This is a genomic window from Kitasatospora sp. NPDC001175, from assembly GCF_053598215.1.
The window spans coordinates 70,176-91,642 of sequence record NZ_JBSFJU010000007.1 but is presented as its reverse complement, the minus strand read 5'-3'; the positions used below and the strand labels follow the sequence as shown (position 1 = coordinate 91,642).

Genomic DNA, 21,467 nt, shown 5'->3' with positions numbered 1-21,467 from the left:
GGCCGTGATCGCGGCCGCGCCCCCGTGAGCCCCTTATGTACTGACGGATGCTCGGATAGCTTGAGCGGGCGCGAACAGTCGTCCCAATCGGAGCATCCATGCCTGCTACTCGAATACCCGGACCGGCCGGACTTCCGCTGATCGGTTCCATGCTCGACCTCCGCCGCGACCCGCTCGGGGTGTACCTGGACGCCCGCCGGAACCACGGCGGCGTGGCCCGGATCAGCGCCGGACCGCCCGGGGTGCGCGCGGAGTTCTACCTGGTCTCATCACCGGAGGGCGCCCAGCAGGTACTGGCCACCCAGGCGGCGAACTTCCGCAAGGAGAACGCCATCTACCAGGAGATCAGGGAGAGCTTCGGCAACGGTCTGCTCACCGCGCAGGACGACGACTACCGGCGCCAGCGCCGCCTGGTGCAGCCGCTGTTCACCCAGCGCCGGGTGAACGGCTACGCGGACGCGATCGGTGTGGAGGCCGAGGCCTTGGCCGAGCGCTGGACGGCGGTGGCGGGCGGAGCAGCCGACGGTGTGGTGGACGCGGTGGAGGAGATGTCGCGGTTCGCACTGCGCACCGTGGCCCGGATCCTGTTCGGCGCCGACGTGGAGGACGCGATCAGGGCGGTGCGCAGCAGCTTCCCCCTGCTGGGTCACTACACGGTCTCGCGCGGCTTCTCGCCGGTCCGCATCCCGCGCGACTGGCCGACCCCCGGTAACCGGCAGGCGATGGCGGCCAAGCGGGAGCTCTACCGGGTCTGTGACGAGATCATCGCCCGGCGGCGGACACGGGACGGCGAGCGGGAGACGGACGACCTGCTCGGGCTGCTCGCGGCCGCGCGCGGTGAGGACGGTGAGCAACTCGACCCCGCCGAACTGCGCGACCAGGTTCTCGTCTTCCTGCTGGCCGGGCACGAGACCACCTCCACCTCGCTCACCTTCGCGCTGCAACTGCTCGGACTGCACCCCGAGGAGCAGGCCCGGGCCCGGGCCGAGGCGGACGAGCTGCTGGGCGACGGTCGCCGTCCACGGGCGAGTGATCTCGCCGAACTGCCGTATCTGACCCAGGTGTTGAAGGAGGCGATGCGGCTCTACCCGGCGGCTCCTGCGATCGGACGCCGCTCGGTGGCCGAGTCCGTGGTGGACGGGGTGGTGATCCCGGCCGGTGCGGACGTGCTGGTCGTGCCGTACTCGGTGCACCGCCACCCGCTGCACTGGGCGGAGCCGGAGCGCTTCGACCCGGAGCGGTTCACCCCCGAGCGCGAGGCCGCCCGGCACCGGTACGCCTGGTTCCCGTTCGGCGGTGGGCCGCGGGCCTGTATCGGGCAGCACTTCTCGATGCTGGAGTCGGTGCTCGGACTCGCGGTCCTCCTGCGGGCGTTCGAGGTGGAGACGGTGGACGCCGCGGTCCAGCTCGGCCAGGGCGTCACCCTGGAGGTGCGGGGGCCGGTCAGGATCCGGCTGACGCCGCGGCAGCGCGTCGGCGGGGCGCGTGAAGCGGTACCGGCGACCGAGTAGTGCGCCGGTACGGGCTCCGCGCGCCCCGAGGGTTCACGGCGCCACGGCCAGGACGATCTTGCCGCCGGCCCGGTTGGTCTCGCCGCGATCGTGGGCCCTGGCGGCCTCGGCCAGCGGTACGGCGGTGTCGATCTGGACACCGGCACCTCGCTGCGTCAGCACCTGCACAGTGCCATCGGGTTCTCCCCGCTCGCCGACCGCAGGACCTTCGGCGCCCGGACGGGCCCGGCCTGAGCGCACTCGCCGGCCTGGCCGCGTCCGGGGCCGGGATCAGCGCGGGAGGTGGTTGCCCGGGGTGTCCAGCGGGTAGCGGTCGGCGAGCCGGGAGCGGTCGTTGTAGACGAAGTGGGCCACCAGGTCGTCGGCGACCTGGACGATGGTGTCCCGGCCCTCCACCGTGCCGGTCCACTCCGGCGGGAGGCCGGCCAGTCCGTGGACGGCACCGAGCAGGTTGCCGCAGACGGAGCCGGTGGAGTCGGAGTCGCCGGAGTGGTTGACCGACAGCAGCAGCGCCTGGCGCACGTCGCCGGTCCGGGCGGCGTGCAGTGCGCAGTGGACCGCGACGGCCAGGCACTCCTCGGCGATCCAGCCGAGGCCGACCTGCTCGACCCCCTCGGCGGAGGGCGGAGCGGTGTCGGCCACCGTGACCGCGCGGCGCAGCGCTTCGACGGTCTCGGTGCCGTGGGGCTTGGCGGCGACCTGGGCGATGGTCTCGTTCACGGCCTGCCGTAGCTCGGTGCCGTTCGCCACCCGGTCGACCAGGGCCGCGAAGGCGCCGGCGGCGAGGTAGCCGGTGGGGTGGCCGTGCGTCAACTGGGCGCAGGTGGCGGCCAGTTCGAAGGAGAGCTCGGGGCCGAGCCGGGCCAGGCCGAACGGGGCCGAGCGCATCACGGTGCCGCAGCCCTTGGAGTTGGCGTTGACCGGGCCGAACTTGCCGAACGGCGCCGGGGTCTTGAAGCTGTTGCGCTGGTCCATCAGGCCGCTGGTGCAGGCGTTGCCGGGAGCCCGGCTGGCGTACAGGAAGGGCTGGGCCAACAGCCACCCGTCCGGCGCGGCCTCCGGCCGTGGCAGCCGCTGGGTCAACATCCAGCGCTGGTAGGCGGCGCACATCGTCGGCGCGAGATGGGCGCCGGGCGGGCAGCGCAGCAGGCCCTCGGCGGTGAACAGGGTCATCTGGGTGTCGTCGGTGACCTCGATCGGCCGGTCGGCGGGGAAGGAGGTCACGCCCCGCGGGCCGTGGCGGTCGCGGATCTGGTCCAGCTTGAGGAACTCGACGGGCCAGCCAAGGGCGTCGCCCACCGCGCCGCCGAGCAGCGAACCGCGTACCCGGTCGGCGAACTGTGCGAGGTCGGTCATGTCAAGATCATCGCAGAGTCCGGCGGCGGACCGGTCGTCCGGGGCGTGCGCCGGCGCGCGAGCGGTGGTGCGCCGGGCCGTGGGTAGGGGTGGCGCACCATTCGAGCACACCCCCGGGCCTTTGTGGGCAGCTTTTCACATCTTCTGGTGACCAATTGCGGACGCTGGGTAGCGTCCAGCGCATCCGAGATCGAAAGCGCTTATGCGAAAGGCATATGACTGTGCGTCGGAAACGCGCGACGGTCCTGTGCTCCGGAGGCCCCGATGGGAACCCTGCACCACTTCAGCTTCGGCTGGCTCACACCGATCCTCGCGTACCTGATGGCGTGTGTGGGCGCCGCACTCGGCCTGCGCTGCACGCTGCGCGCGCTGTCCGCCACCGGCACCGCCCGGCGCAACTGGCTGCTCACGGCGGCCGCCGCGCTCGGCTCGGGCATCTGGACCATGCACTTCGTCGCGATGTTCGGGTTCAGCGTGAGCGGTACCGAACTGCGCTACGACGTCCCGATCACCGTCCTCAGCCTGCTGGTCGCCGTCCTGGTGACCGGTGCCGGGGTGTTCGTGGTCGCCCACGGCCGGCACCGGAACCGGGCGCTGGCACTCGGCGGACTCACCACCGGCCTCGGCGTCGCGGCCATGCACTACCTGGGCATGAGCGCCGTCCGGATCCACGGCGCCATCGGCTACGACCCGGCCACGGTGAGCCTGTCGGTGCTCATCGGCGTCGGTGCCGCCACCGCCGCGCTCTGGGCCGCCGTCACCATCCGCAACGTGTACGCGGCCGCGGCGGCCTCGCTGGTCATGGGCATCGCGGTGACCTGCATGCACTACACCGGCATGGCCGCCGTCCACGTCCACATGCACCCCGTCCGCACCGAGCTCGGCGGCGCCACCCCGATGGAGTTCGTCTTCCCGCTCGCGGTCGGACTCGGCTCCTTCCTCTTCCTCACCTCGGCCTTCGTCGCGCTCTCCCCGACCGCCCAGGAGCGCGCCGCCTACCGCGAGGCCGGCGAACTCACCGTGGAGGACCTGCGCCCAGCCGACCTCGACCACGCGGCTTGAACCCGCGAGGCGGCGGCCCGTGGCGTAAGGCCCCGCGCCACCGGTGGCGCAACCCGTCCACCAAACGCGGGAACCGGTACCCCCACCACCCCGGGAGCGCGGGGGCCGTACGAGACCTCCCACGCCTTCGTCATCCGCCGGTCGCGCGCTCCCCCGTGCCCCGGGCGCCCCTTGGCTGACCACAACCCCACCACCCCACCGGACAGCACCGAGTACCGCACCGAAAGGCCCTCACCCATGCGAGTACGCCGCGGCACCGCCCGCAGCGCACCGGCGGCCACCACCCCGGGCACCGTGCGCGGCCCCGTCCGCCCCGGCGGCACCGGTCAGCGCCGCGGCGCCCACGCGGGCCCGCCCGCCCGCGAGACCGTAGCCGTCCCGCTGGCCACCCAGGACCCGCCGCACCGTCCGCCGGGCCCCGGCGCCGCCCGCGCGGCGGCCGGACCGCTCGGGTCGCGGCTGCGCCCCCGCACCGTGCGTGCCAGGATCGTCGCCCTGCTGATGGTCCCGGTGGTCTCGGTGATGGCGCTCTGGTCGTTCGCCACCGTCACCACCGCGCGGAACGTCTGGGACCAACTCAGCCTGCAGCGGGTGCACCACAGCCTGCTCGACCCCGTCGACGCCACCGTCACCGCGCTGCAGGCCGAACGCTCCGCCGCCGGACAGCTGTTGGCCGCCCCCGGAGGCACCGTCAGGGAGAGCGCGCTGCGGGACGCCGCCGAGGCCACCGACCGGGCCGTCGCCCCGCTGGAGCTGGGCGACCACTACAACCCGGCCGACGCCCTGGGCCTGGGCGCCGCGACGGCCACCCGGGTGGACGCGTTCACCGCCGCCGTCGCCTCACTCGGCCTGCTCCGCGGCCGGGTGCTGTCCCGCTCGGCCGGCTGGGACGAGACCTACGCCGACTACACCGCCGCCATCGACCGGGCCTTGGACGTCACCGGTGCCACCACCGGACTCCCGGACAACCGGGTCGCCTCGGACGCCCGGGTCCTGCTGGAGTTCGCCCGCTCCCGGGAACTGCTCGCCCGCGAGGACGCCCTGCTGCGCAACGGCCAGATCACCGGCAGGCTGACGGACGGGCAGCTGCACGAGTTCGACGGCGCCGGCTACGCCCGCCGGCTGCTCCTCCAGACCGCCGGAGCCGACCTGCGGCCCGCCGACCGCGCCGCGCTGAGCGCCGTCACCGCCGGTACCGCCACCTCCTCCGGCACCGACTACCGCGACCTCACCCGCTACGAGGACGCGGTCCGTACCGCCGCCGACGGCAGGGCCGCCGTGGCCGCGGTGAGCCCCGACCAGTGGGCGGTGGCCGCCGACAACGTCAGCCGCGCACTGCTCGCCGTCGACGCCGCAGCCGGCAGCGCGGCCGAGCGCGCCGACCCGTACGCGCCGGGCCTGTTCACCCCCTCCGGCGCCGCCGTGCTGCTGGGACTTGCCGCAGTCATCGCCTCGCTGCTGATCTCGGTACAGATCGGCAGCGGCCTGGTCGCCGAGCTGGTCGGCCTGCGCAACTCCGCCCTCGAACTCGCCGGTCGCAAACTCCCCGCCACCATGCGGCGGTTGCGCGCCGGCGAGGAGATCGACATCGAGACCGAGGCGCCGCTGCGCCCGCACGGCGCGGACGAGATCGGCCAGGTGCACGGGGCGCTGGGCACCGTGCAGCGGGCGGCGGTGACCGCCGCGGTGGAACGGGCGGAGGTGCTCAGCGGGGTCTCCGGGGTCTTCGTCAACCTGGCCCGGCGCAGCCAGGTGCTGGTGCACCGCCAGCTCACCCTGCTGGACGCGATGGAGCGGCGCACCGAGGATCCGGCCGAACTGGAGGACCTGTTCCGGCTCGACCATCTGACCACCCGGATGCGGCGGCACGCGGAGGGCCTGATCATCCTCTCCGGCGCCGCCCCCGGCCGCGCCTGGCGCAAACCCGTACCGCTGATGGACGTGGTCCGCGCGGCCGTCGCCGAGGTCGAGGAGTACGCCAGGGTCGAGGTGCACCGCCTCCCGCAGGCGGCGCTCACCGGATCAGCCGTCGCCGACCTCACCCACCTGGTCGCCGAACTGGTCGAGAACGCCACCGGGTTCTCGCCCCCGCACACCAAGGTGCACATCCGGGGCGAACAGGTCGGCAACGGGTACGCGCTGGAGATCGAGGACCGGGGTCTGGGCATGGGCCCGGAGGCGCTCGCCGACGCCAACCGCCGGATCGAGGCCTCCGAACAGGTGGACCTCTTCGACAGCGACCGTCTCGGGCTCTTCGTGGTCAGCCGGCTGGCGAAGCGGCACGGGGTGAGGGTGGCGCTGCGGCCCTCGGCGTACGGCGGGACCACGGCGGTGGTGCTGCTGCCGACCGTGCTGCTGAGCTTTCCGGCCCAGAGCGCCCCGAGTGGGCCGTCGGCCGGGTCGGAGGTGGAGGAACTCGCCTCTGGCGACGTGGAGGTGCCGCCGCACCCGGCTGCGGTCGCGGCCCCGGCGCAGGTCCCGGTGCTGCCTCCGGTGCCGCCGGCCGAGTCGCTGTCCGAGTCGTCGGCCGGTGGGGCGGGAACGGTGCAGCCGTTCGGTGCGAACGGGAACCATCCCGGGGTGCTGCGGCTGACCCCGTTCGGCGCCGACGGCAGCCGTCCGTCCCGGTTCCCGGCGCCCGTTGGACTGAACTCGCCGGCCGGACCGAATCCGCCGGCCGGACCGAACCCGACCGTCGGAGAGAATCCGCCGACCCGTGCGGCCGTCGTCCGCCCGCTCTCCGCCCGTCAGGACCCGGCTGCCGGACTGGCCTCCGCCGTACGTCCGGCGGCTGCCGATCCTCCGCAGTCGGCCGGGCAGGCCCAGCGGGCGCCCGGCCGGCCCGAGACGGCGGACGACGAACTCCCACGCCGGGTCCGCCAGGCCAGCCTGGCCCCGCAGTTGCGCGAGGCCCCGCCGCGGCCGCGGCCCGGTGCCCGCCCTGGCGGGGGAACCGGCGTCCTTGGCCGCGCCCCGGAGGAGGCGCGGGCCGCGATGTCCGCCTTCCAGCAGGGCTGGGCGCGCGGCCGGAACCCGATTCGGCCCAGCACCCCCACAGCCCCCACAGGTCCCGGCCCCACAGCCCCCACAGGTCCCGGCCCCACAGCCCCCACAGGTCCCGGCCCCACGGAAGGACGGCCTCGATGATCGGCACCACGCATCACGCCGGAGAGCTCAACTGGTTGCTCGACGAACTGGTCTCCCGGGTCGCCCAGGTCAGATTCGCCGTGATCCTCTCCGCCGACGGTCTGGCGATGGGCACCTCGGCCGGCCTCGGCCGCGAGGACGGTGAGCACCTGGCCGCCGTGGCCTCGGGCTTCCACAGTCTGGCCAAGGGGGCGGGACGGCACTTCGAGGCGGGTGAAGTGCGCCAGACCATGGTCGAGTTGGAGCACGGCTTCCTGTTCGTCGCGGCCGCGGGTGAGGGCACCTGCCTGGCGGTCTTCTCGACCGCCGAGGCCGACCTCGGTCTGATCGCCTACGAGATGGCCCGTCTGGTCCGCCGGGTCGGCGAGCACCTGTACGCCGCGCCCCGCGGCGCGGTCGGCGGGTGAGCGTGATGTCCCACCCGTGGCCCGGTCGTCCGGCGCCGGACTACCCGTCGATCCCCCGCCTGCCGGTGCCGGACCATCCGCCGGTCCCGGGTCTGCCGGTGCCGCCGTCCGGCCGTCCGGCACCGCCGCCGCGGCCCACCCGGCCCCCACGGCCCCACCACTGGTACGACGACGCGGCCGGTCCGATGGTCCGCCCGTACGCGATGACCAGGGGTCGGACCCGCCCGGCCGGGTTGGAGTTCGACCTGATCGCCCTGGTGGTCAGTGACGTGCCGGACGCCAAGGATCTGCCGATCGGCCCCGAGGCGGGCCTGATCCTGGCGCTCTGCCGGAACAACGCCCTGTCGGTCGCCGAGATCGCGGCCGAGACCGACCTGCCGCTCGGTGTGGTGCGGGTGCTGCTGGGCGACCTGCTGGCCGCCGAGCTCATCCGGGTCAGCCGTCCGGTACCGCCCGCCCTGCTCCCCGACGAGCACATCCTCCAGGAGGTCATCCATGGACTCCGCGCTCTCTGACACCCGCGTGCGGGACACCCCGGTGCTCGCGCTCAAGATCCTGGTGGCCGGCGGTTTCGGTGTCGGCAAGACCACGCTGGTCGGATCTGTGAGCGAGATCCGGCCGCTGCGCACCGAGGAGCAGCTGACCGCTGCGGGCAGGGGAGTCGACGACCTCGGCGGGGTGGAGCAGAAGAACACCACCACGGTGGCGATGGACTTCGGCCGGATCACCATCAGGGACGGGCTGTCGGTCTACCTCTTCGGCACCCCGGGGCAGGACCGGTTCTGGTTCCTCTGGGACGAGCTGGCCCAGGGGGCGCTCGGTGCCGTGGTGCTGGCCGACACCCGCCGGCTGACCGACTGCTTCCCGGCGGTGGACTTCTTCGAGCACCGGGGCATCCCGTTCGTGGTGGCGGTCAACCGCTTCGCGGGAACCCGGGACTTCCGGCCCGAGGAGGTGGCCCGCGCACTCGACCTGGAAGCGGGCACGCCGGTGCTCGTCTGCGATGCCAGGCAGCGCAGTTCGGGTAAGGGCGTACTGATCGACCTGGTCGAGCACGCCGGCCGGGTGCACGCCGCCCGTCTGATCGCGGAGGTGGGTTAGCGGCCTGCCACCGGGCCGCAGATGAAAAGTTGGCCATACAACAGGGTGTTCCACTCACGTCTTCCTGCTGTTCGCGTGGAGTCCGCCGGGCCGTGCCCGGTCCGGGCTTGGGTGATCACTTGGCCGCGGGCTCCAACCCGGCCGAAACGGCAGGAGGAACGACAGCATGACGAGGCGCTCCGGATCGGCGGCCGGACAACTCCCGGACCACAGACGGCCGTTCGACCGCGATCGGCCGGGCGGTCGGCTCCGCCGCCGGGCCGGGGCGATGGCCGCCGCGCTGGCGGTGTTCCCCGGGCTGTTGGCCACCTCGGCCTGCGGCGGTTCGGCGCCGGCCGGAGCCGACGGCGGCGACGACTACACGGTGATGACCTGGGCCCCGTCCGGCAGCGGTACGGCCGACCGGCACGGGGTGACCGACGTCGCCGTCGCGATCGGGAAGACCGTCTTCAAGGACGGTCTGAACGGCCGGAAGCTGAAGGTGCTCACCTGCGACGAGCAGAACACCGCGGACGGTGCCACCGCCTGCGCCCGGAAGGCGGTGGACGCCCACGCGCTGGCCGTGATCGGCTCCTACAGCCAGTACGCCGACGCCTTCATGCCCGCCCTGGAGAACGCCCGGATCCCCTACCTGGGCGGATTCGGTCTCTCCAGCGCCGACTTCAGCAGCCCGGACTCGTACCCGGTGGCCGGCGGCACGCCCACCCTGGTGGCCGGGAGCGGACGCCAGCTGGCTGCCGCGGGCTGTCGCAGCGTCACACTGATCCGCCCCGACACCAGGGCCGGTGACACCCTGACCCGCTATCTGAGCGGGGCGCTGCAGCCTTCGGGGGTCAAGCTCACCGACATCAAGGTCGCGGAGAAGGTCCTCGACCTGCAGGAGCCCGCGAGCCGGGCGATCGGGGACGACAAGACGGGTTCCTGCGTGACCAACGCGCTCGGCCCGGACCAGACGCTCACCCTGATCGACACCTACCGCCGGCTCGCTCCCAAGCACACCGTGCTGGCCTCGCTGCTGGGCAGCGTCCAGCAGTCCGTGATCGACGCCACGGGCGGGACCAGCAGCCCGCTCAACGAGAGCCTCGCGGTCGGCTGGTACCCGCCGGCGGGGGCCAGGGTCTGGGACGACCTGCGGGCCGCCGTCCAGTCGGCGGGCGACCTGCGCATCGACACCTCCGACCTCGGTGTGCAGAACACCTGGGTCGCCTACCAGGTCTTCCTGCAGGCCTGCCAGCGGGTCAGCGCGGCCGGCCAGCCGCTCACCGCCAAGACCCTGCGGTCCGAGCTGGACAGCGGCGACTCCTTCGACACCGGTGGCACCACCCCCAGGCTCAACTGGGGCATGACCGACATGCTCCCCAGCGCCGAGTCGCCCCGCCTGGTGAACACCTGGGTCACCTTCCAGCAGGTGAAGAACGGCCGGCTGACGGAGCAGCAGCGCGGCTTCTCCGACGTCCGCTGGGTCCTGACCGGCGGCAAGCCCCCCGCCAACCAGTAGCAGCCGTCCGGCCGGTCCGGCGCGGACCGCGCCGCCCGCCCGGGCCTCGGCCGGACCCCGCCCGTCGGGCGTCAGGTGGGGGTCGGGCGTCAGGTGGGAAAGGCCGCGACCGCCCCGGTGAACGCCGCGGGATCGTCCAGCCGCGGGTAGTGCCCGCCGCCGGGCTGGACCACCACCTCGGCCCTGGCGGCCGGAAGGAGAGCGGCGAACGCGTGCAGGTGCTCCGGCAGCGGGCTCCAGTCGAGTCCGCCGCCGAGCCGCGCCGGCCGCGACGCACCGGACTGACGATGTGTCAGCTCATGCCGGGCCGCCGGACGTACGCTGAAAAACGTGATCACGTTCGAGGAGCGCAGACTGCGCAGCCTGGCGGTCCAGGGCCGCTGGCCGGAGCTGCTCGGCCTGTACCGGTACACCCGGGCGGCGGCGGTGGCCCGGGGCGGTGAACCGGCGGCGGCCGAGGTGGCGCCGCTGGGGCACCTGGTCGCGTACGGGGCGCCGCCCGAGCTCGCGGCGCGGCTCTTCGACCGGGACGGCGGCCCGGGTACCGCCGCCGGGGCGAGTGACCACGACGCCGGTCCGCTGTGGGAGGTGCTGGCCACCAGGCACACCTGGCGCCGGCTGGCTCCGCTGCTCGGACCGCCCGCCGTGCGGCGGCTGGTCGCGCACACCCGGGTGCTGCTGGGCGAGGACCTCTCCTGCGGGGCGGAGCCCGACCCGGAGGGCGTACCGCTGGCCCTGGAGTCATGGGAGGTGCCCGGCTGGGAGGAGCGCGGCCGGATCCGCGAGTACCTGCCGGAGGGCGGTGCGCGGCGGGCGCTGGTGGCACTGCCCGCGACCCTGGAGGGGCTCGGGCCGGTGGAACTGCCTCCGCCGGGCCGCCGGGCCGCCGGGCTGACCGCCACCCGGCTGCTGGGAGGGCTCGCGCCGTGGCTGGAGGTGGCGTGCGTGCGCGGCTCCGTGCTGGACGCGGTGGCGCAGCTGGTGCCGGGCTCCTGGTCGCCGGAGAGCAACGGGCGGCCGGTCCGTCCGGTGGATCCGCCCGGATGGGAGCGGCTGGCCCCCGGCGTGTGGGACACCGGCCGCCGGGGTGTCGGCTTCTCGGCCGCGGAGCGCCTGCCGGCCGGGTGGCCGGCGCGCGAGGGCGGTACCGGCGGCAGGCGGGTGGCCCGGAGCCGGGTGACCGGCGGTCACATCCCGTTCTGCGCCGCGTATCCGGCGCTGGTGCAGGCCGCGAGCGGCAGTCCGGCCCTCGGTTCGGCGGACGGGCGGCTGGCGCTGTGGCGGGTGCTCTCCGCGATGACCGGCGAGACCCGGCTCCCGCTGCCCGGGGGCGCCGTGGCCGGGGTCGACGTACCCGAGGTCAACGCGCTGATCGCGCGCCTGCGTTGCTTCACCTGGTGCGAGCCCGCCGACGAGGTCTGGTACGTCCACCTGGCCGTCGAGGACCCCGCGACCGGCCTCGCCTGGGCGGTCAGCGGGGCCGAAGTCGACCTCCCCGGACCGGACTTCCTCGTACCGGACTTCCCCGGGCAGGGCTGACGGCCCGGGGAAGTCCGGCGGTACCGGCCCGGGGTGCCGTGCGGTCGGTGCCGGGTGCCGGTCGCTTCGCGCGCGACGGGAACGCCCCGGTCCGGGGCCGCGCCCGAGGTGGCGGCCCCGGACCGGGGTGCGGGTGGCGGCGGGTCAGGCCGCGGCGGGTTCCGGCTCGGGCTGGGGCGGGAGAGCCGGGGCGTGGTGGTCGGAGTCGGCCAGGGCGCTCTCGTCGAAGGGCAGTTCGCCGGAGAGGACCCGGCCCAGCCGGTCGCGGTCGAGCTCCTTGGTCCAGTGCCCGATCAGGACGGTGGCCACGGCGTTGCCCGCGAAGTTGGTCAGGGCACGCGCCTCGGACATGAAGCGGTCGATGCCGACGATCAGGCCGACGCCGTCGACCAGTTCCGGCCGGTGGGACTGCAGCCCGCCCGCCAGGGTGGCCAGGCCCGCACCGGTGACGCCGGCGGCGCCCTTGCTGGCGATCACCATGAAGACGAGCAGCGAGAGCTGCTGGGCGATCGACATCGGCTTGTCCATCGCCTCGGAGATGAAGATCGAGGCCATGGTCAGGTAGATCGCGGTGCCGTCCAGGTTGAAGGAGTAGCCGGTGGGCACGGTGATGCCGACCACGGGGCGGCTGACGCCCAGGTGCTCCATCTTGGCGATCAGCCGGGGCAGCGCGCTCTCCGAGGAGGAGGTGGAGAGGATGAGCAGGAACTCCCTGCCGAGGTAGCGCAGCAGGGCGAAGACGTTCACCCCGGCGAGCAGGCGCAGCATCAGGCCGAGCACCACGACCACGAACAGCACACAGGTCAGATAGAACCCGATCATGATGACCGCGAGGCTCTTGAGCGCGGCCGTCCCGGTCGCCCCGACCACTGCCGCCATCGCGCCGAAGGCGCCGATCGGTGCCACCCACATGATCATCGACATGATCCGGAACACCAGCTTCTGCAGGTGCTCGATGCCGCGCAGCACCGGCGCGCCGGCCGGGCCCATCGCCTGCAGTGCGAAGCCGGCCAGCAGTGCGACCAGCAGGGTCTGCAGCACCTGCCCCTGGGTGAGGGCGGAGAAGGCGGTGGTGGGGATGATGCCGAGCAGGAAGTCGGCGGTGCCCTGCGAGCCGCCGGCCACCTGGGCGTGGCCGGCCTTGGCGAGGGCCTTGGTGAGGTGCAGACCGGAGCCGGGGTCGAGCAGGTTGCCGACCACCAGGCCGATCGCCAGGGCGACGGTCGACATCAGCAGGAAGTAGCCGAGGGCCAGTCCGCCGACCCGGCCGACCTTGGCCGCCTTGGAGACCGAACCGATGCCCAGCACGATGGTGCAGAAGATCACCGGGCTGATCATCATCTTGATCAGGTTGACGAAGCCGGTGCCGATCGGCTTCAGCTCCACCGCCGTGCCGGGCGCGGTCAGGCCGACCACGATGCCGGCGAGCACCGCGACGATCACGGCGAGATAGAGCCGGTGGGTACGGTCGGCGGGTCTCTTCGCTCCGATTTCTGCGGTCGTCATGCTGCGGCTCCTTTGCCCTGTCGTCGCTGGCGGCCCCGGGGGGTGGACCGCCGTGCCGGCCCGGGTGGTGGGCCGTACCGAACTATGGGCGCCGGGAGTGACGGCCGTCACGCTTAAGTTCATAGAGTTCACGCATATCCGCCGCGCCGTGTGGGCAAGGCACACTGTCTGGCATGCACCGGCTGTCTGGCACGCACTCGCCCCCGAACCCCTCGCCGCGCCGCCGCCGGCGCAGCCTGGCGGCGCGGCTGTTCGCGGTGCAGATCGTGATCGTGGCGGGCGTGGTCGCGGGCGGCGCGGTCCTCGCCTACCTGTCCACCGCCGGGCGTGCCGAGGACTCCGCCCGCCGCCAGGTCACCGCCACCGCGTGGGCGGTCGCCGACTCGCCGACGGTCCGCGAGGCCACCGCCGGGCCGGACCCGTCGCGGCTGCTCCAGCCGTATGCCGAGCAGGTCCGCCGCGACACCGGTGTCGACTTCGTGACCGTCATGGACACCCACGGCATCCGCTGGACCCACCGTGATCCCGCCCAGATCGGCAAACCCTTCCTCGGCCACATCGACCGGGCACTGGCCGGCGGCACCGTCACCGAGACCTACACCGGCACCCTCGGCCCCTCCGTCCGGGTCGTGGTCCCCGTGCTGGACGGGCAGCACCAGGTGATCGCCCTGGTCAGCTCGGGCATCACGGTCGAGTCCATCAGCGAACGGCTGCGCGGGCCGCTGACCGCCCTGGTCGGCGTCGCCCTCGCCGCCCTCGCCCTCGGCGGACTCGGCACCTACCTGGTCGGCGCCCGGCTGCGCCGCCACACCCACGGCATGGGCGCCGCCGAACTCAGCCACCTCTACGAGTACCACCAGGCGACCCTGCACTCGGTGCGCGAGGGCCTGGTGCTGCTGGACGGAGCCCGGCGGGTGGTGCTCTGCAACGACGCCGCCCGCGAACTGCTCGGCCTGTCCGGTGACTTGGAGGGCCTGCCGGTGTCCGGCCTCGGCCTGCCCGAGTCGCTCATGCGGGCCCTGCTCGGCCCGGCGCCGGTCCGCGACGAGGTCCACCTCGCGCACGAGCGGGTGGTGGTCCTCAACACCTCCACCGTCGGCCCCGGCCTCGGCACCGTGATCACCCTCCGCGACCACACCGAACTCCAGGCGCTGAGCGGTGAGTTGGATTCGGTACGGGGCTTCGCCGACGCGCTCAGCGCACAGGCGCACGAGGCGTCCAACCGGCTGCACGCGGTCGTCTCACTGATCGAACTCGGTCGCCACCGCGAGGCGGTGGAGTTCGCCACCGCCGAACTCGCCCTGGCCCAGCAGCTCACCGACAAGGTGGTGGCGGCGGTCGGCGAACCGGTGCTCGCCGCGCTGCTGCTGGGCAAGGCCGCGCAGGCCGCCGAACGCGGGGTCGAGCTCACCCTCACCGAGGACAGTCGGATCGACGACGGCGTCCTGCCCGCCACGCTCAGCCCGCGCGACCTGGTCACCGTCCTCGGCAACCTGATCGACAACGCGGTGGACGCCGCGATAGAGGGCGCCGCGACGGCCGCCGGCCCGCCCGAGGTCACCGTCACCGCCCGGATCGACGGCGGCGAACTGCTGCTGCGCGTCGCCGACACCGGAGCCGGCATCGACCCGCAGGCCGCCACCGAGGTCTTCCGCCGCGGCTGGACCACCAAGAGCGGCGGCCGGGGCCTCGGACTCGCGCTCGTCGCCCAGACCGCCCGGCGCAACGGCGGCACCGTCGAGGTCGGACGCGAGCGCGGCGCGGTGCTCACCGTCCGGCTACCGCTCCGGCGCGAGGCGGCGGACCACGGGGCGGGCGGCGCGGTGGAGCGGGCGGCGGTGCGGAACGGCAGCGAGCGGGAGGCGGTCAGATGATCGACGTACTCGTGGTGGAGGACGACCCGGTGGCCGCCGCCGCCCACACCCTGTACGTGCAGCGCACGCCGGGCTTCCGGGTGGCCGCCACCGTGCACACCTGCACCGACGCGCTCCGTCAGCTGGACCGGGCCAGAGCCGCCGGCACCCCGGTCGACCTGGTGCTGCTGGACCTCTACCTCCCGGACGGGCACGGCCTGCAGCTCTGCCGCACCCTGCGTGCCGCCGGGCACTCCAGCGACATCATCGCCGTCACCTCGGCCCGTGACCTGGCGATGGTCCGGCAGGCGGTCTCGGCCGGAGTCGTCCAGTACCTGCTGAAGCCGTTCAGCAGCGCCGCCCTGCACGACCGCCTGGAGCGGTACGCGCGCTACCGCGACACCCTCGCCCGCACCGGCGAGGCCACCGGACAGGACGAGGTGGACCAGGCCTTCGCCGCGCTCCGCGCCGCCCCCGAGCGCAGCACCCTGCCCAAGGGCCTGAGCGCGCCGACCCTGGAGACGGTCGCGGCGGTGCTCCGCAACGCCGAGGCGGGCCTGTCCGCCGCGGCGGCGGGCGCCGCCGCCGGAGTCTCCCGGATCACCGCCCGCCGCTACCTGGAACACCTGGTCGACATCGGCCTCGCGGTCCGCGAGCCCCAGTACGGCCAGGTGGGCCGCCCGGAACTCTGTTACCGGATCGCTCCGCAGCGCTCCGGCCCGTAGCGCGTAGCGCCGGGCGGGCCGAGGTGGTGGCCCGCCCGGCGGCGGTCACGGGGTCGGTGGCGGGATCACGGGTGCTGGAAGGCGACTTCGGGGTTGGCGGGGGACGGGCCGTCGAGCAGCGGTTGCGGTATGCCCTTGAGCTGGAGGTCGAAGAAGGCGCCGACGTAGCTGCGGGTGATCTCCTCCGAGCGGGGCGCGGGGAGCCCGTTGGGGGTGGGGATGCCCATGGCGGCGCCCAGCACGTCCGCGTCGGTGAAGCTGGTGTGGTCGGCGCCGGTGACGGTGAGCCAGCGTTTCCAGCCGTCCAGGTTGGCCCAGGCCTTGTCCCAACTGGTGTCCCCGCCACCGGCGGGGTGGTCCGCCAGCTTGTCGATCAGCAGGAAGGGGCGGCCGTGCATGCCCGTGGCCGGCTCCGTCGCATTGAAGTGGCCGTCCATGTTCACTCCGGCCCGGATCCGGTCGTCGGCGGCCATGGCCACGGAGGTGGCGTCGCCGCCGATGGAGTGGCCGGCCATGCCGATCCGGTTCGGGTCGATCATGCGGGCGTACCGCCAGGCCGGGTGACGCCCGGTCAACTCGTCGAGCACGAAGGAGATGTCCTTCGCTCGGCTCGCGGACACCGTCCCGGGCCAGCCGGCGGGAGGCGTGTCGCAGATGGCGCAGGCCAGGGTCCGCCCGTCGGGGAAGGTGATGCCGGCCGCCTCGTAGGTGTGGTCGACCAGTGCGACCACGTAGCCCCGGCTGGCCAGGTCCTCGGCGAGGCCGGTGAGGGTGGAGCGTGACATGGCGAATCCGGGGGAGAGCACCACCAGCGGGAACCTGCCGTGTTCCGGGCGGGCGCCGGCGTGTGCCCGGGTGCGGGTGTTGGCGAGCAGCTGGGGCGGGTAGTCGGAGTTCGGGAGCATCAGCTTCAGCTGGAGCCGGGCTTCTTCGGCGGTCATGTAGGGGGCCGGTCCGCCGGTGCCGGGGTGGGCGGGGTAGTACATCGAGACCATGAGCTGGCGGGGGCCGGCGGAGGGCACCCAGGGGTCCGGGCGGTCCTGATCGACGAGGTGCAGGATGTCGCGGCCGGCCGCGTGCGGGCCCGTCGGGCGGGGCAGTTCGGGCGTGGTGAACGCCTTCGGGGCGGTGTGCGCGGCCGCTATGGGAGCGGTGGCGGAGGGTGCGGCGGAGGCCATCCCGGCGATCGGGAGCGGCAGGAGGAGCGCGAGCGCGACGGCTGCGGCGGTGCGACGAATTCTGGTCATGGCAAGGACGGTAGATGACCAGGCCGCGGTCTGACGTCCACTCAGTGGCGGACATCGCTGTCACGTCTGCGGTCGGGCCTGCGTCCGCTGTTCGGGCCGCCGGGCGGGCCGAGGTGGTGGCCCGCCCGGCGGCGGTCACGGGGGCGGTGGCAGGATCACGGGTGCTGGAAGGTGACTTCGGGGTTGGCGGGGGACGGGCCGTCGAGCAGCGGTTGCGGTATGCCCTTGAGCTGGAGGTCGAAGAAGGCCGCGACGTAGCTGCGGGTGATCTCCTCCGAGCGGTGCGGGGGGATCCCGTTGGGGGTCGGCTTTCCAGCAGCCGCGGCGAGGACGTCCATGTCGGTGAAGCTGCCGTGGTCGGCACCGGTGACGGCCAGCCAGCGCTTCCAGCCGTCCAGGTTGGCCCAGGCCTTGTCCCAACTGGTGTCCCCGCCACCGGCGGGGTGGTCCTCCTGCTCGCCGAGCAGCAGGAAGGGGCGGCCGTGCAGACCGGTGGCCGGGTCGGGTGCCCAGAAGCTGCCGTCCATGTTCACCCCGGCCCGGATCCGGTCGTCGTCGGCCATGGCCACGGAGGCGGCGTCGCCGCCGATGGAGTGGCCGGCCATGCCGATCCGGTTCGGGTCGATCATGCGGGCGTACCGCCAGGCCGGGTGGCGCCCGGTCAACTCGTCGAGCACGAAGGAGACGTCCTTGGCCCGGCTCTGGGACACCTCCCCCGGCCCGCCCGCTGGGGGAGTGTCGCAGACCTGGCCGCAGGGGATCGTCTGCCCGTCGGGGAAGGTGATGCCGGCCGCCTCGTAGGTGTGGTCGACCAGCGCGACCACGTAGCCCCGGCTGGCCAGGTCCTCGGCGAGGCCGGTGAGAGTGGCGCGCGGCAGCGTCATTCCGGGGGAGAGCACCACCAGCGGGAACCTGCCGTGCTCGGGACGGGCGTCGGTGTGTGCCCAGGTGCGGGTGCCGGTGAGCAGCTCGGGCGGGAAGGACTCGGCGTTCTTGGCCTTCAGGAACAGCCGGGCCTCCTCCGTGGTCATGTAGGGGGCCGGTCCGCCGGTGCCGGGGTGGGCGGGGTAGTACATCGAGACCATGAGCTGGCGGGGGCCGGCGGAGGGCACCCAGGGGTCCGGGCGGTCCTGGTCGACGAGGTGCAGGATGTCGCGGCCGACGGCGTGCGGGCCGGTCGGGCGGGGCAGTTCGGGCGAGGCGAAGACGTTCGGGGCCGTGTGCGCGGCCGCCACGGAAGCGGTGGCGGAGGGTGTGGCGGAGGCCATCCCGGCGATCGGGAGCGGCAGGAGGAGCGCGAGCGCGGCGGCAGCGGCGGTGCGACGAATTCTGGTCATGGCAAGGACGGTAGATCGCGAGGGCATCGCCTGACGTCCCCTCACAGGCGGACCGAGACGTCCGCTTCGGGGTGGACCCGGCCTACGCCCGGAGGGGGACGGGGCCGCGCGAGAACATTGGGATCGCCTGTCGAGTGTCGTTGGACCCTGAACCGTTTCCGCAGTTCAGCGGCCCCTGTCCCGTCCCATGACGCACCACAGCCCCAGCCGGGTGGTCCCTGCCGGGGCGGTGAGTGGCGCGGCCGGTCGGTCAGACGACAGGGAAGTCCCCTGCCCTGACCCCGGCGACGAACGCCGACCACGCCTCGGACGGGAAGACCAGCGCCGGGCCGTTGGGGTCCTTGGAGTCACGGACAGGAACAATGCCGGAGAAGCCATCAGCCACCTCGATGCACTGTCCCCCGTCGCCATTGCTGTAAGTGCTCTTGCGCCATGTGGCGGCGCTCAGGTCGGGGATGCGCATCTTGCGTAGTCCTCCATCGCGGTCTTGATCACCGCCGTTGACTCGTCCGGCGGCAAGGCCGAAGCCTTGATCAGATCGTAGGACAGCCGGAACCCCCTGACAGCTTCCGCGTCTTCCTCAAGGTGTCCCGTGTGGCTGCCCTCCATGTATGCCGCCTCTGTGCCGTTCGCGAGCGTGAGTATGGTCAGCGAGCCGCCCATCGCAGGATGCGCGCCGCTCGCGAAGGGGAGTACCTGGACCACGACGTCCGGACGTTGAGCCACCGAGAGCACGTGATCAAGTTGTGCCTTCATAACCTCTGGACCATCCACCGGACGACGCAGAACGGCTTCATCGAGGATCAACCAGAGGTGCGGCGGGACGGGTCGTTTCAAGATGTCCTGACGCTCAATCCGCGCCGCCAGCTTCTCGTCGATCTTCTCTACCGCGTCCCGAGGGCTGCCAGAGCGCAGCACCGCGTACGCGTAATCCGCAGTCTGAACAAGGCCGAGGACGAGTTGCGAGCAGTAGACCTGAATGAGGCTGGCCTGCGCTTCGAGCTCCATGTAGCGGCGGTACCGGTCCGGGAATTGCTCTCTCCGGATGATCTCCCATAGGCCCTCGAAGAGACCTCCAGTGCCGAACGCAGCGTCGATCTTGCTGGACAGCGGAGGCAAGGGCAAGCGTTCTGCCGTCTCGACTCCGTGCAGGTGTGTCGTGCTGTAGTTGACCACCTCGGACAGCCGGTCGAGAGACATTCCGGCGTTCTCCCGGTGCCGCCGCAGCTCCTTTCCGTACAGGTCGCGAGCTGACCCGAAGGGATTGAGTTCGCGTGTTCGAGCTACCATGCGGTCTTCCTTGTTCCCTGTCTGCTTCTGGAACATGACGCAGGGTCAAGCGTAGTGCCCGAGGCGTAACCATGGAGAGACGCCGGATTGCTTCAAGGGTGCCGGTTGAGAGCAGACCCCGGCGACCGTGCGACCGGCCCCGGGGCGTGGCCAACCTGACGGGAGCAGGCTGACATGCACGACCTTAGCGACCTTCCGCGCGCGGAAGGGCTCGCGGTGCCGGAACGGCTTGATCGGGCGCCCGCTGTGACGGGTGAGTACTCGGCGTGGTTGCCACGCCATAGTTGGCGGTCTTGGACGTACTCGGCGAAGCAGACCGGTACGGCCGCCGGTACAGCTCGGGTGCTCAGGTCGTGTGGGCCGAAGTCCATTGCGGGAGAGGCAGAGCGGACGTGGAGAGGGCCGGTGCCGGTCCGAAGCGGGTGACAGTCGAAATCGAGGACATCACCGAACCCGCAACGTTCGGCCGGTTGTCGGACGCGCTCGCGGCGGCGTGGGAGTCCATGCGCGTGTTGCCGCTGGGGGTGGTGCAGGCGGACGCCTTCCGGTACTTCCTCACTCGGCCGGATGCCGCCGAGCACGCCGCCGAGTTCATCCGGCGCAATGGGCGGCTGGAACTGACGTTCGCCATGTCGGGTCGGTCGCACGCGGTGCGGATCCGTTGGGCGGATCCGACCGACCAGGCGCCGTCCGTCGGATCCGACCGCCACCGTCGTCGCGGCGTTCGCGGCGTGTGCGGCCCCGGTGTGAACGGCCTCGCGGCGCCTGGTGGTTGATGCGGAGGCACGGGCGGGCGCCAAGGGCGCGGCCGGGCGACCGAGCGGGTCCGCCCGCCCGGCGGCGGTCACGGGGGCGGCGGCGGGGACACGGGTGGTGGAAGGTGACCTCGGACCACCGGGATTCCCGCACTTGAAGCTGCCGCAGCGTCAACGCATAACGTCTGGGACGTGGCCGGGAGAACCCGGCCGCGAGACACACGGTGAAAGGGGCGGGTGATGGCCTGGCCGATTGCTGAGGTCGCCCGGATGTCGGGGGTGACGGCTCGGGCGCTGCGGCACTACGACCAGATCGGACTGCTGCGGCCCGCGTTCGTGGGCGGCAACGGCCACCGCTACTACGAGGATGGCCAGTTGCTGCGGCTGCAGCAGATCCTGCTGCTGAGGGAGTTGGGCCTCGGTCTGACCGAGATCGGGGGGATCCTCAGCGCGCAGGTGGACGAACTGGAGCTGCTGCGCAGCCACCACCAGCGGCTGGTCGAGGAGCGCAAGCGCCTCGACACCCTCGCCCGGACCGTCGCCCGCACCATCGTCGAACTGCAGAGGACCAGGAAGGAAGGCACCATGCCTGAGATCAACCGCCCGGAGAACCTGTTCGAGGGTTTCGACACCGCACGGATCGACGCCGACCTGCGCACCGACTTCCCGGAGTGGGCCGAGCAGGCCGAACGGCTGGCGGCCTCGACCACCCTGGCCGAGGCCGAGCGGGGCCAGCGCGAGCGGACGGCCGTGATGGTCCGGATGGCGGAGTTCATGGTCGCCGGGACGCCGGTCACCGACCCGGAGGTCCAGGCCGAGATCGACGGCCAGTACCGGGCGTTCACCGAGGTCCGCCCGGTGAGCGCGGAGGAGTTCCGGGCGATCGGCCGCAGCGTCGTGGACAACGACCACTGGCGGGCCGCCTACGAGACCATCGCCACCGGCCTGGCCGAGTACCAGCGCGAGGCGATCCTCACCTACGCGGACACCCGCCTTGTGTGATCGATGAGCTGGACCTGATGGGTTCGACCCGGGTCCGGCCCGATGACCGGATCCGACGGAACAGGCGCCGTCCGTCGGGTCCGGCTGCCGGCGGAGTTGACTTCAAGCGCGGTTGAACTGCGAACCTGCGC

The 21,467-nt window shown here is 72.9% G+C and carries 20 protein-coding genes; 12 read left to right on the top strand and 8 right to left on the bottom strand.

Annotated elements, in window-relative coordinates; translation table 11 throughout:
• The first annotated feature begins 98 nt into the window (after positions 1-98).
• Positions 99-1,511, top strand: a complete 1,413-nt coding sequence (locus tag ACWDAK_RS07705) for a cytochrome P450 (RefSeq protein ID WP_344637018.1) — start codon at positions 99-101, stop codon at positions 1,509-1,511.
• Between the two features lie 33 nt (positions 1,512-1,544).
• Here ACWDAK_RS07705 and ACWDAK_RS07700 read toward each other — a convergent pair whose 3' ends face one another.
• The gene (locus ACWDAK_RS07700; protein ID WP_344637126.1) at positions 1,545-1,673 is read right to left on the bottom strand and encodes a zinc-binding dehydrogenase; all 129 of its coding nucleotides are present in this window, start codon (positions 1,671-1,673) and stop codon (positions 1,545-1,547) included.
• Positions 1,674-1,781: 108 nt separating this feature from the next.
• Positions 1,782-2,867, bottom strand: coding sequence for an ADP-ribosylglycohydrolase family protein (locus ACWDAK_RS07695; protein WP_344637017.1), 1,086 nt, complete (start codon positions 2,865-2,867; stop codon positions 1,782-1,784).
• 264 nt (positions 2,868-3,131) lie between these two features.
• Here ACWDAK_RS07695 and ACWDAK_RS07690 point away from each other — a divergent pair, with 264 nt between their 5' ends.
• The 6 genes from ACWDAK_RS07690 (at position 3,132) to ACWDAK_RS07665 (ending at position 10,082) form a co-directional block, all read left to right on the top strand.
• A complete protein-coding gene (locus tag ACWDAK_RS07690) occupies positions 3,132-3,929 on the top strand; it encodes an MHYT domain-containing protein (protein ID WP_344637016.1) in 798 nt (265 codons plus the stop codon).
• Positions 3,930-4,166: 237 nt separating this feature from the next.
• Positions 4,167-7,076 (top strand): sensor histidine kinase, encoded by a 2,910-nt coding sequence (locus ACWDAK_RS07685; RefSeq protein ID WP_427393245.1) that lies wholly within the window; start codon positions 4,167-4,169, stop codon positions 7,074-7,076.
• Positions 7,073-7,483, top strand: a complete 411-nt coding sequence (locus ACWDAK_RS07680; protein ID WP_344637014.1) for a roadblock/LC7 domain-containing protein — start codon at positions 7,073-7,075, stop codon at positions 7,481-7,483. The genes ACWDAK_RS07685 and ACWDAK_RS07680 overlap by 4 nt, the downstream gene beginning before the upstream one ends.
• 185 nt (positions 7,484-7,668) lie before the next feature.
• Positions 7,669-7,998 (top strand): DUF742 domain-containing protein, encoded by a 330-nt coding sequence (locus ACWDAK_RS07675; RefSeq protein ID WP_344637119.1) that lies wholly within the window; start codon positions 7,669-7,671, stop codon positions 7,996-7,998.
• A complete protein-coding gene (locus ACWDAK_RS07670; protein WP_427393246.1) occupies positions 7,979-8,584 on the top strand; it encodes a GTP-binding protein in 606 nt (201 codons plus the stop codon). Before ACWDAK_RS07675 ends, ACWDAK_RS07670 begins: the two co-directional genes overlap by 20 nt.
• A 166-nt stretch (positions 8,585-8,750) precedes the next feature.
• Positions 8,751-10,082 carry an ABC transporter substrate-binding protein gene (locus tag ACWDAK_RS07665; protein WP_344637012.1) on the top strand — a complete coding sequence of 444 codons (1,332 nt, stop codon included), beginning with the start codon at positions 8,751-8,753 and terminating at the stop codon, positions 10,080-10,082.
• A gap of 89 nt (positions 10,083-10,171) precedes the next feature.
• Here ACWDAK_RS07665 and ACWDAK_RS07660 read toward each other — a convergent pair whose 3' ends face one another.
• On the bottom strand, positions 10,172-10,420 hold the full coding sequence (locus tag ACWDAK_RS07660) for an alpha/beta fold hydrolase (RefSeq protein WP_344637011.1): 249 nt from the start codon (positions 10,418-10,420) through the stop codon (positions 10,172-10,174).
• Between ACWDAK_RS07660 and ACWDAK_RS07655 the strand changes: the two genes are divergently transcribed.
• On the top strand, positions 10,413-11,621 hold the full coding sequence (locus tag ACWDAK_RS07655) for a hypothetical protein (RefSeq protein WP_344637010.1): 1,209 nt from the start codon (positions 10,413-10,415) through the stop codon (positions 11,619-11,621). The two genes, ACWDAK_RS07660 and ACWDAK_RS07655, sit on opposite strands and share 8 nt — an antisense overlap.
• Before the next feature lie 144 nt (positions 11,622-11,765).
• Here ACWDAK_RS07655 and ACWDAK_RS07650 read toward each other — a convergent pair whose 3' ends face one another.
• Entirely contained in the window at positions 11,766-13,127 is a 1,362-nt protein-coding gene (locus ACWDAK_RS07650) for a cation:dicarboxylate symporter family transporter (RefSeq protein WP_427393247.1), read from the bottom strand.
• Between the two features lie 173 nt (positions 13,128-13,300).
• Here ACWDAK_RS07650 and ACWDAK_RS07645 point away from each other — a divergent pair, with 173 nt between their 5' ends.
• Together ACWDAK_RS07645 and ACWDAK_RS07640 are read left to right on the top strand one after the other, a co-directional pair.
• A complete protein-coding gene (locus tag ACWDAK_RS07645; RefSeq protein WP_344637008.1) occupies positions 13,301-15,001 on the top strand; it encodes a sensor histidine kinase in 1,701 nt (566 codons plus the stop codon).
• Positions 14,998-15,705, top strand: a complete 708-nt coding sequence (locus ACWDAK_RS07640; protein WP_344637007.1) for a response regulator — start codon at positions 14,998-15,000, stop codon at positions 15,703-15,705. The genes ACWDAK_RS07645 and ACWDAK_RS07640 overlap by 4 nt, the downstream gene beginning before the upstream one ends.
• Positions 15,706-15,770: 65 nt before the next feature.
• Here ACWDAK_RS07640 and ACWDAK_RS07635 read toward each other — a convergent pair whose 3' ends face one another.
• The 4 genes from ACWDAK_RS07635 to ACWDAK_RS07620 form a co-directional block, all read right to left on the bottom strand.
• Positions 15,771-16,952 carry an alpha/beta hydrolase family protein gene (locus tag ACWDAK_RS07635; RefSeq protein WP_427393248.1) on the bottom strand — a complete coding sequence of 394 codons (1,182 nt, stop codon included), beginning with the start codon at positions 16,950-16,952 and terminating at the stop codon, positions 15,771-15,773.
• 155 nt (positions 16,953-17,107) lie between these two features.
• A complete protein-coding gene (locus tag ACWDAK_RS07630; RefSeq protein WP_344637005.1) occupies positions 17,108-18,289 on the bottom strand; it encodes an alpha/beta hydrolase family protein in 1,182 nt (393 codons plus the stop codon).
• Positions 18,290-18,539: 250 nt separating this feature from the next.
• Entirely contained in the window at positions 18,540-18,752 is a 213-nt protein-coding gene (locus ACWDAK_RS07625) for a DUF397 domain-containing protein (protein WP_344637004.1), read from the bottom strand.
• Positions 18,734-19,615, bottom strand: coding sequence for a helix-turn-helix domain-containing protein (locus ACWDAK_RS07620; protein ID WP_427393249.1), 882 nt, complete (start codon positions 19,613-19,615; stop codon positions 18,734-18,736). The genes ACWDAK_RS07625 and ACWDAK_RS07620 overlap by 19 nt, the downstream gene beginning before the upstream one ends.
• Positions 19,616-19,872: 257 nt before the next feature.
• On the opposite strand from ACWDAK_RS07620, the gene ACWDAK_RS07615 reads away from it, so the two are divergent.
• Both ACWDAK_RS07615 and ACWDAK_RS07610 read left to right on the top strand, forming a co-directional pair.
• Complete coding sequence (locus ACWDAK_RS07615; RefSeq protein ID WP_427393250.1) at positions 19,873-20,355, top strand: hypothetical protein; 483 nt, start codon at positions 19,873-19,875, stop codon at positions 20,353-20,355.
• A 219-nt stretch (positions 20,356-20,574) separates the two neighbouring features.
• Positions 20,575-21,336 (top strand): MerR family transcriptional regulator, encoded by a 762-nt coding sequence (locus ACWDAK_RS07610; protein WP_344637002.1) that lies wholly within the window; start codon positions 20,575-20,577, stop codon positions 21,334-21,336.
• The last annotated feature ends 131 nt before the right edge of the window (positions 21,337-21,467 follow it).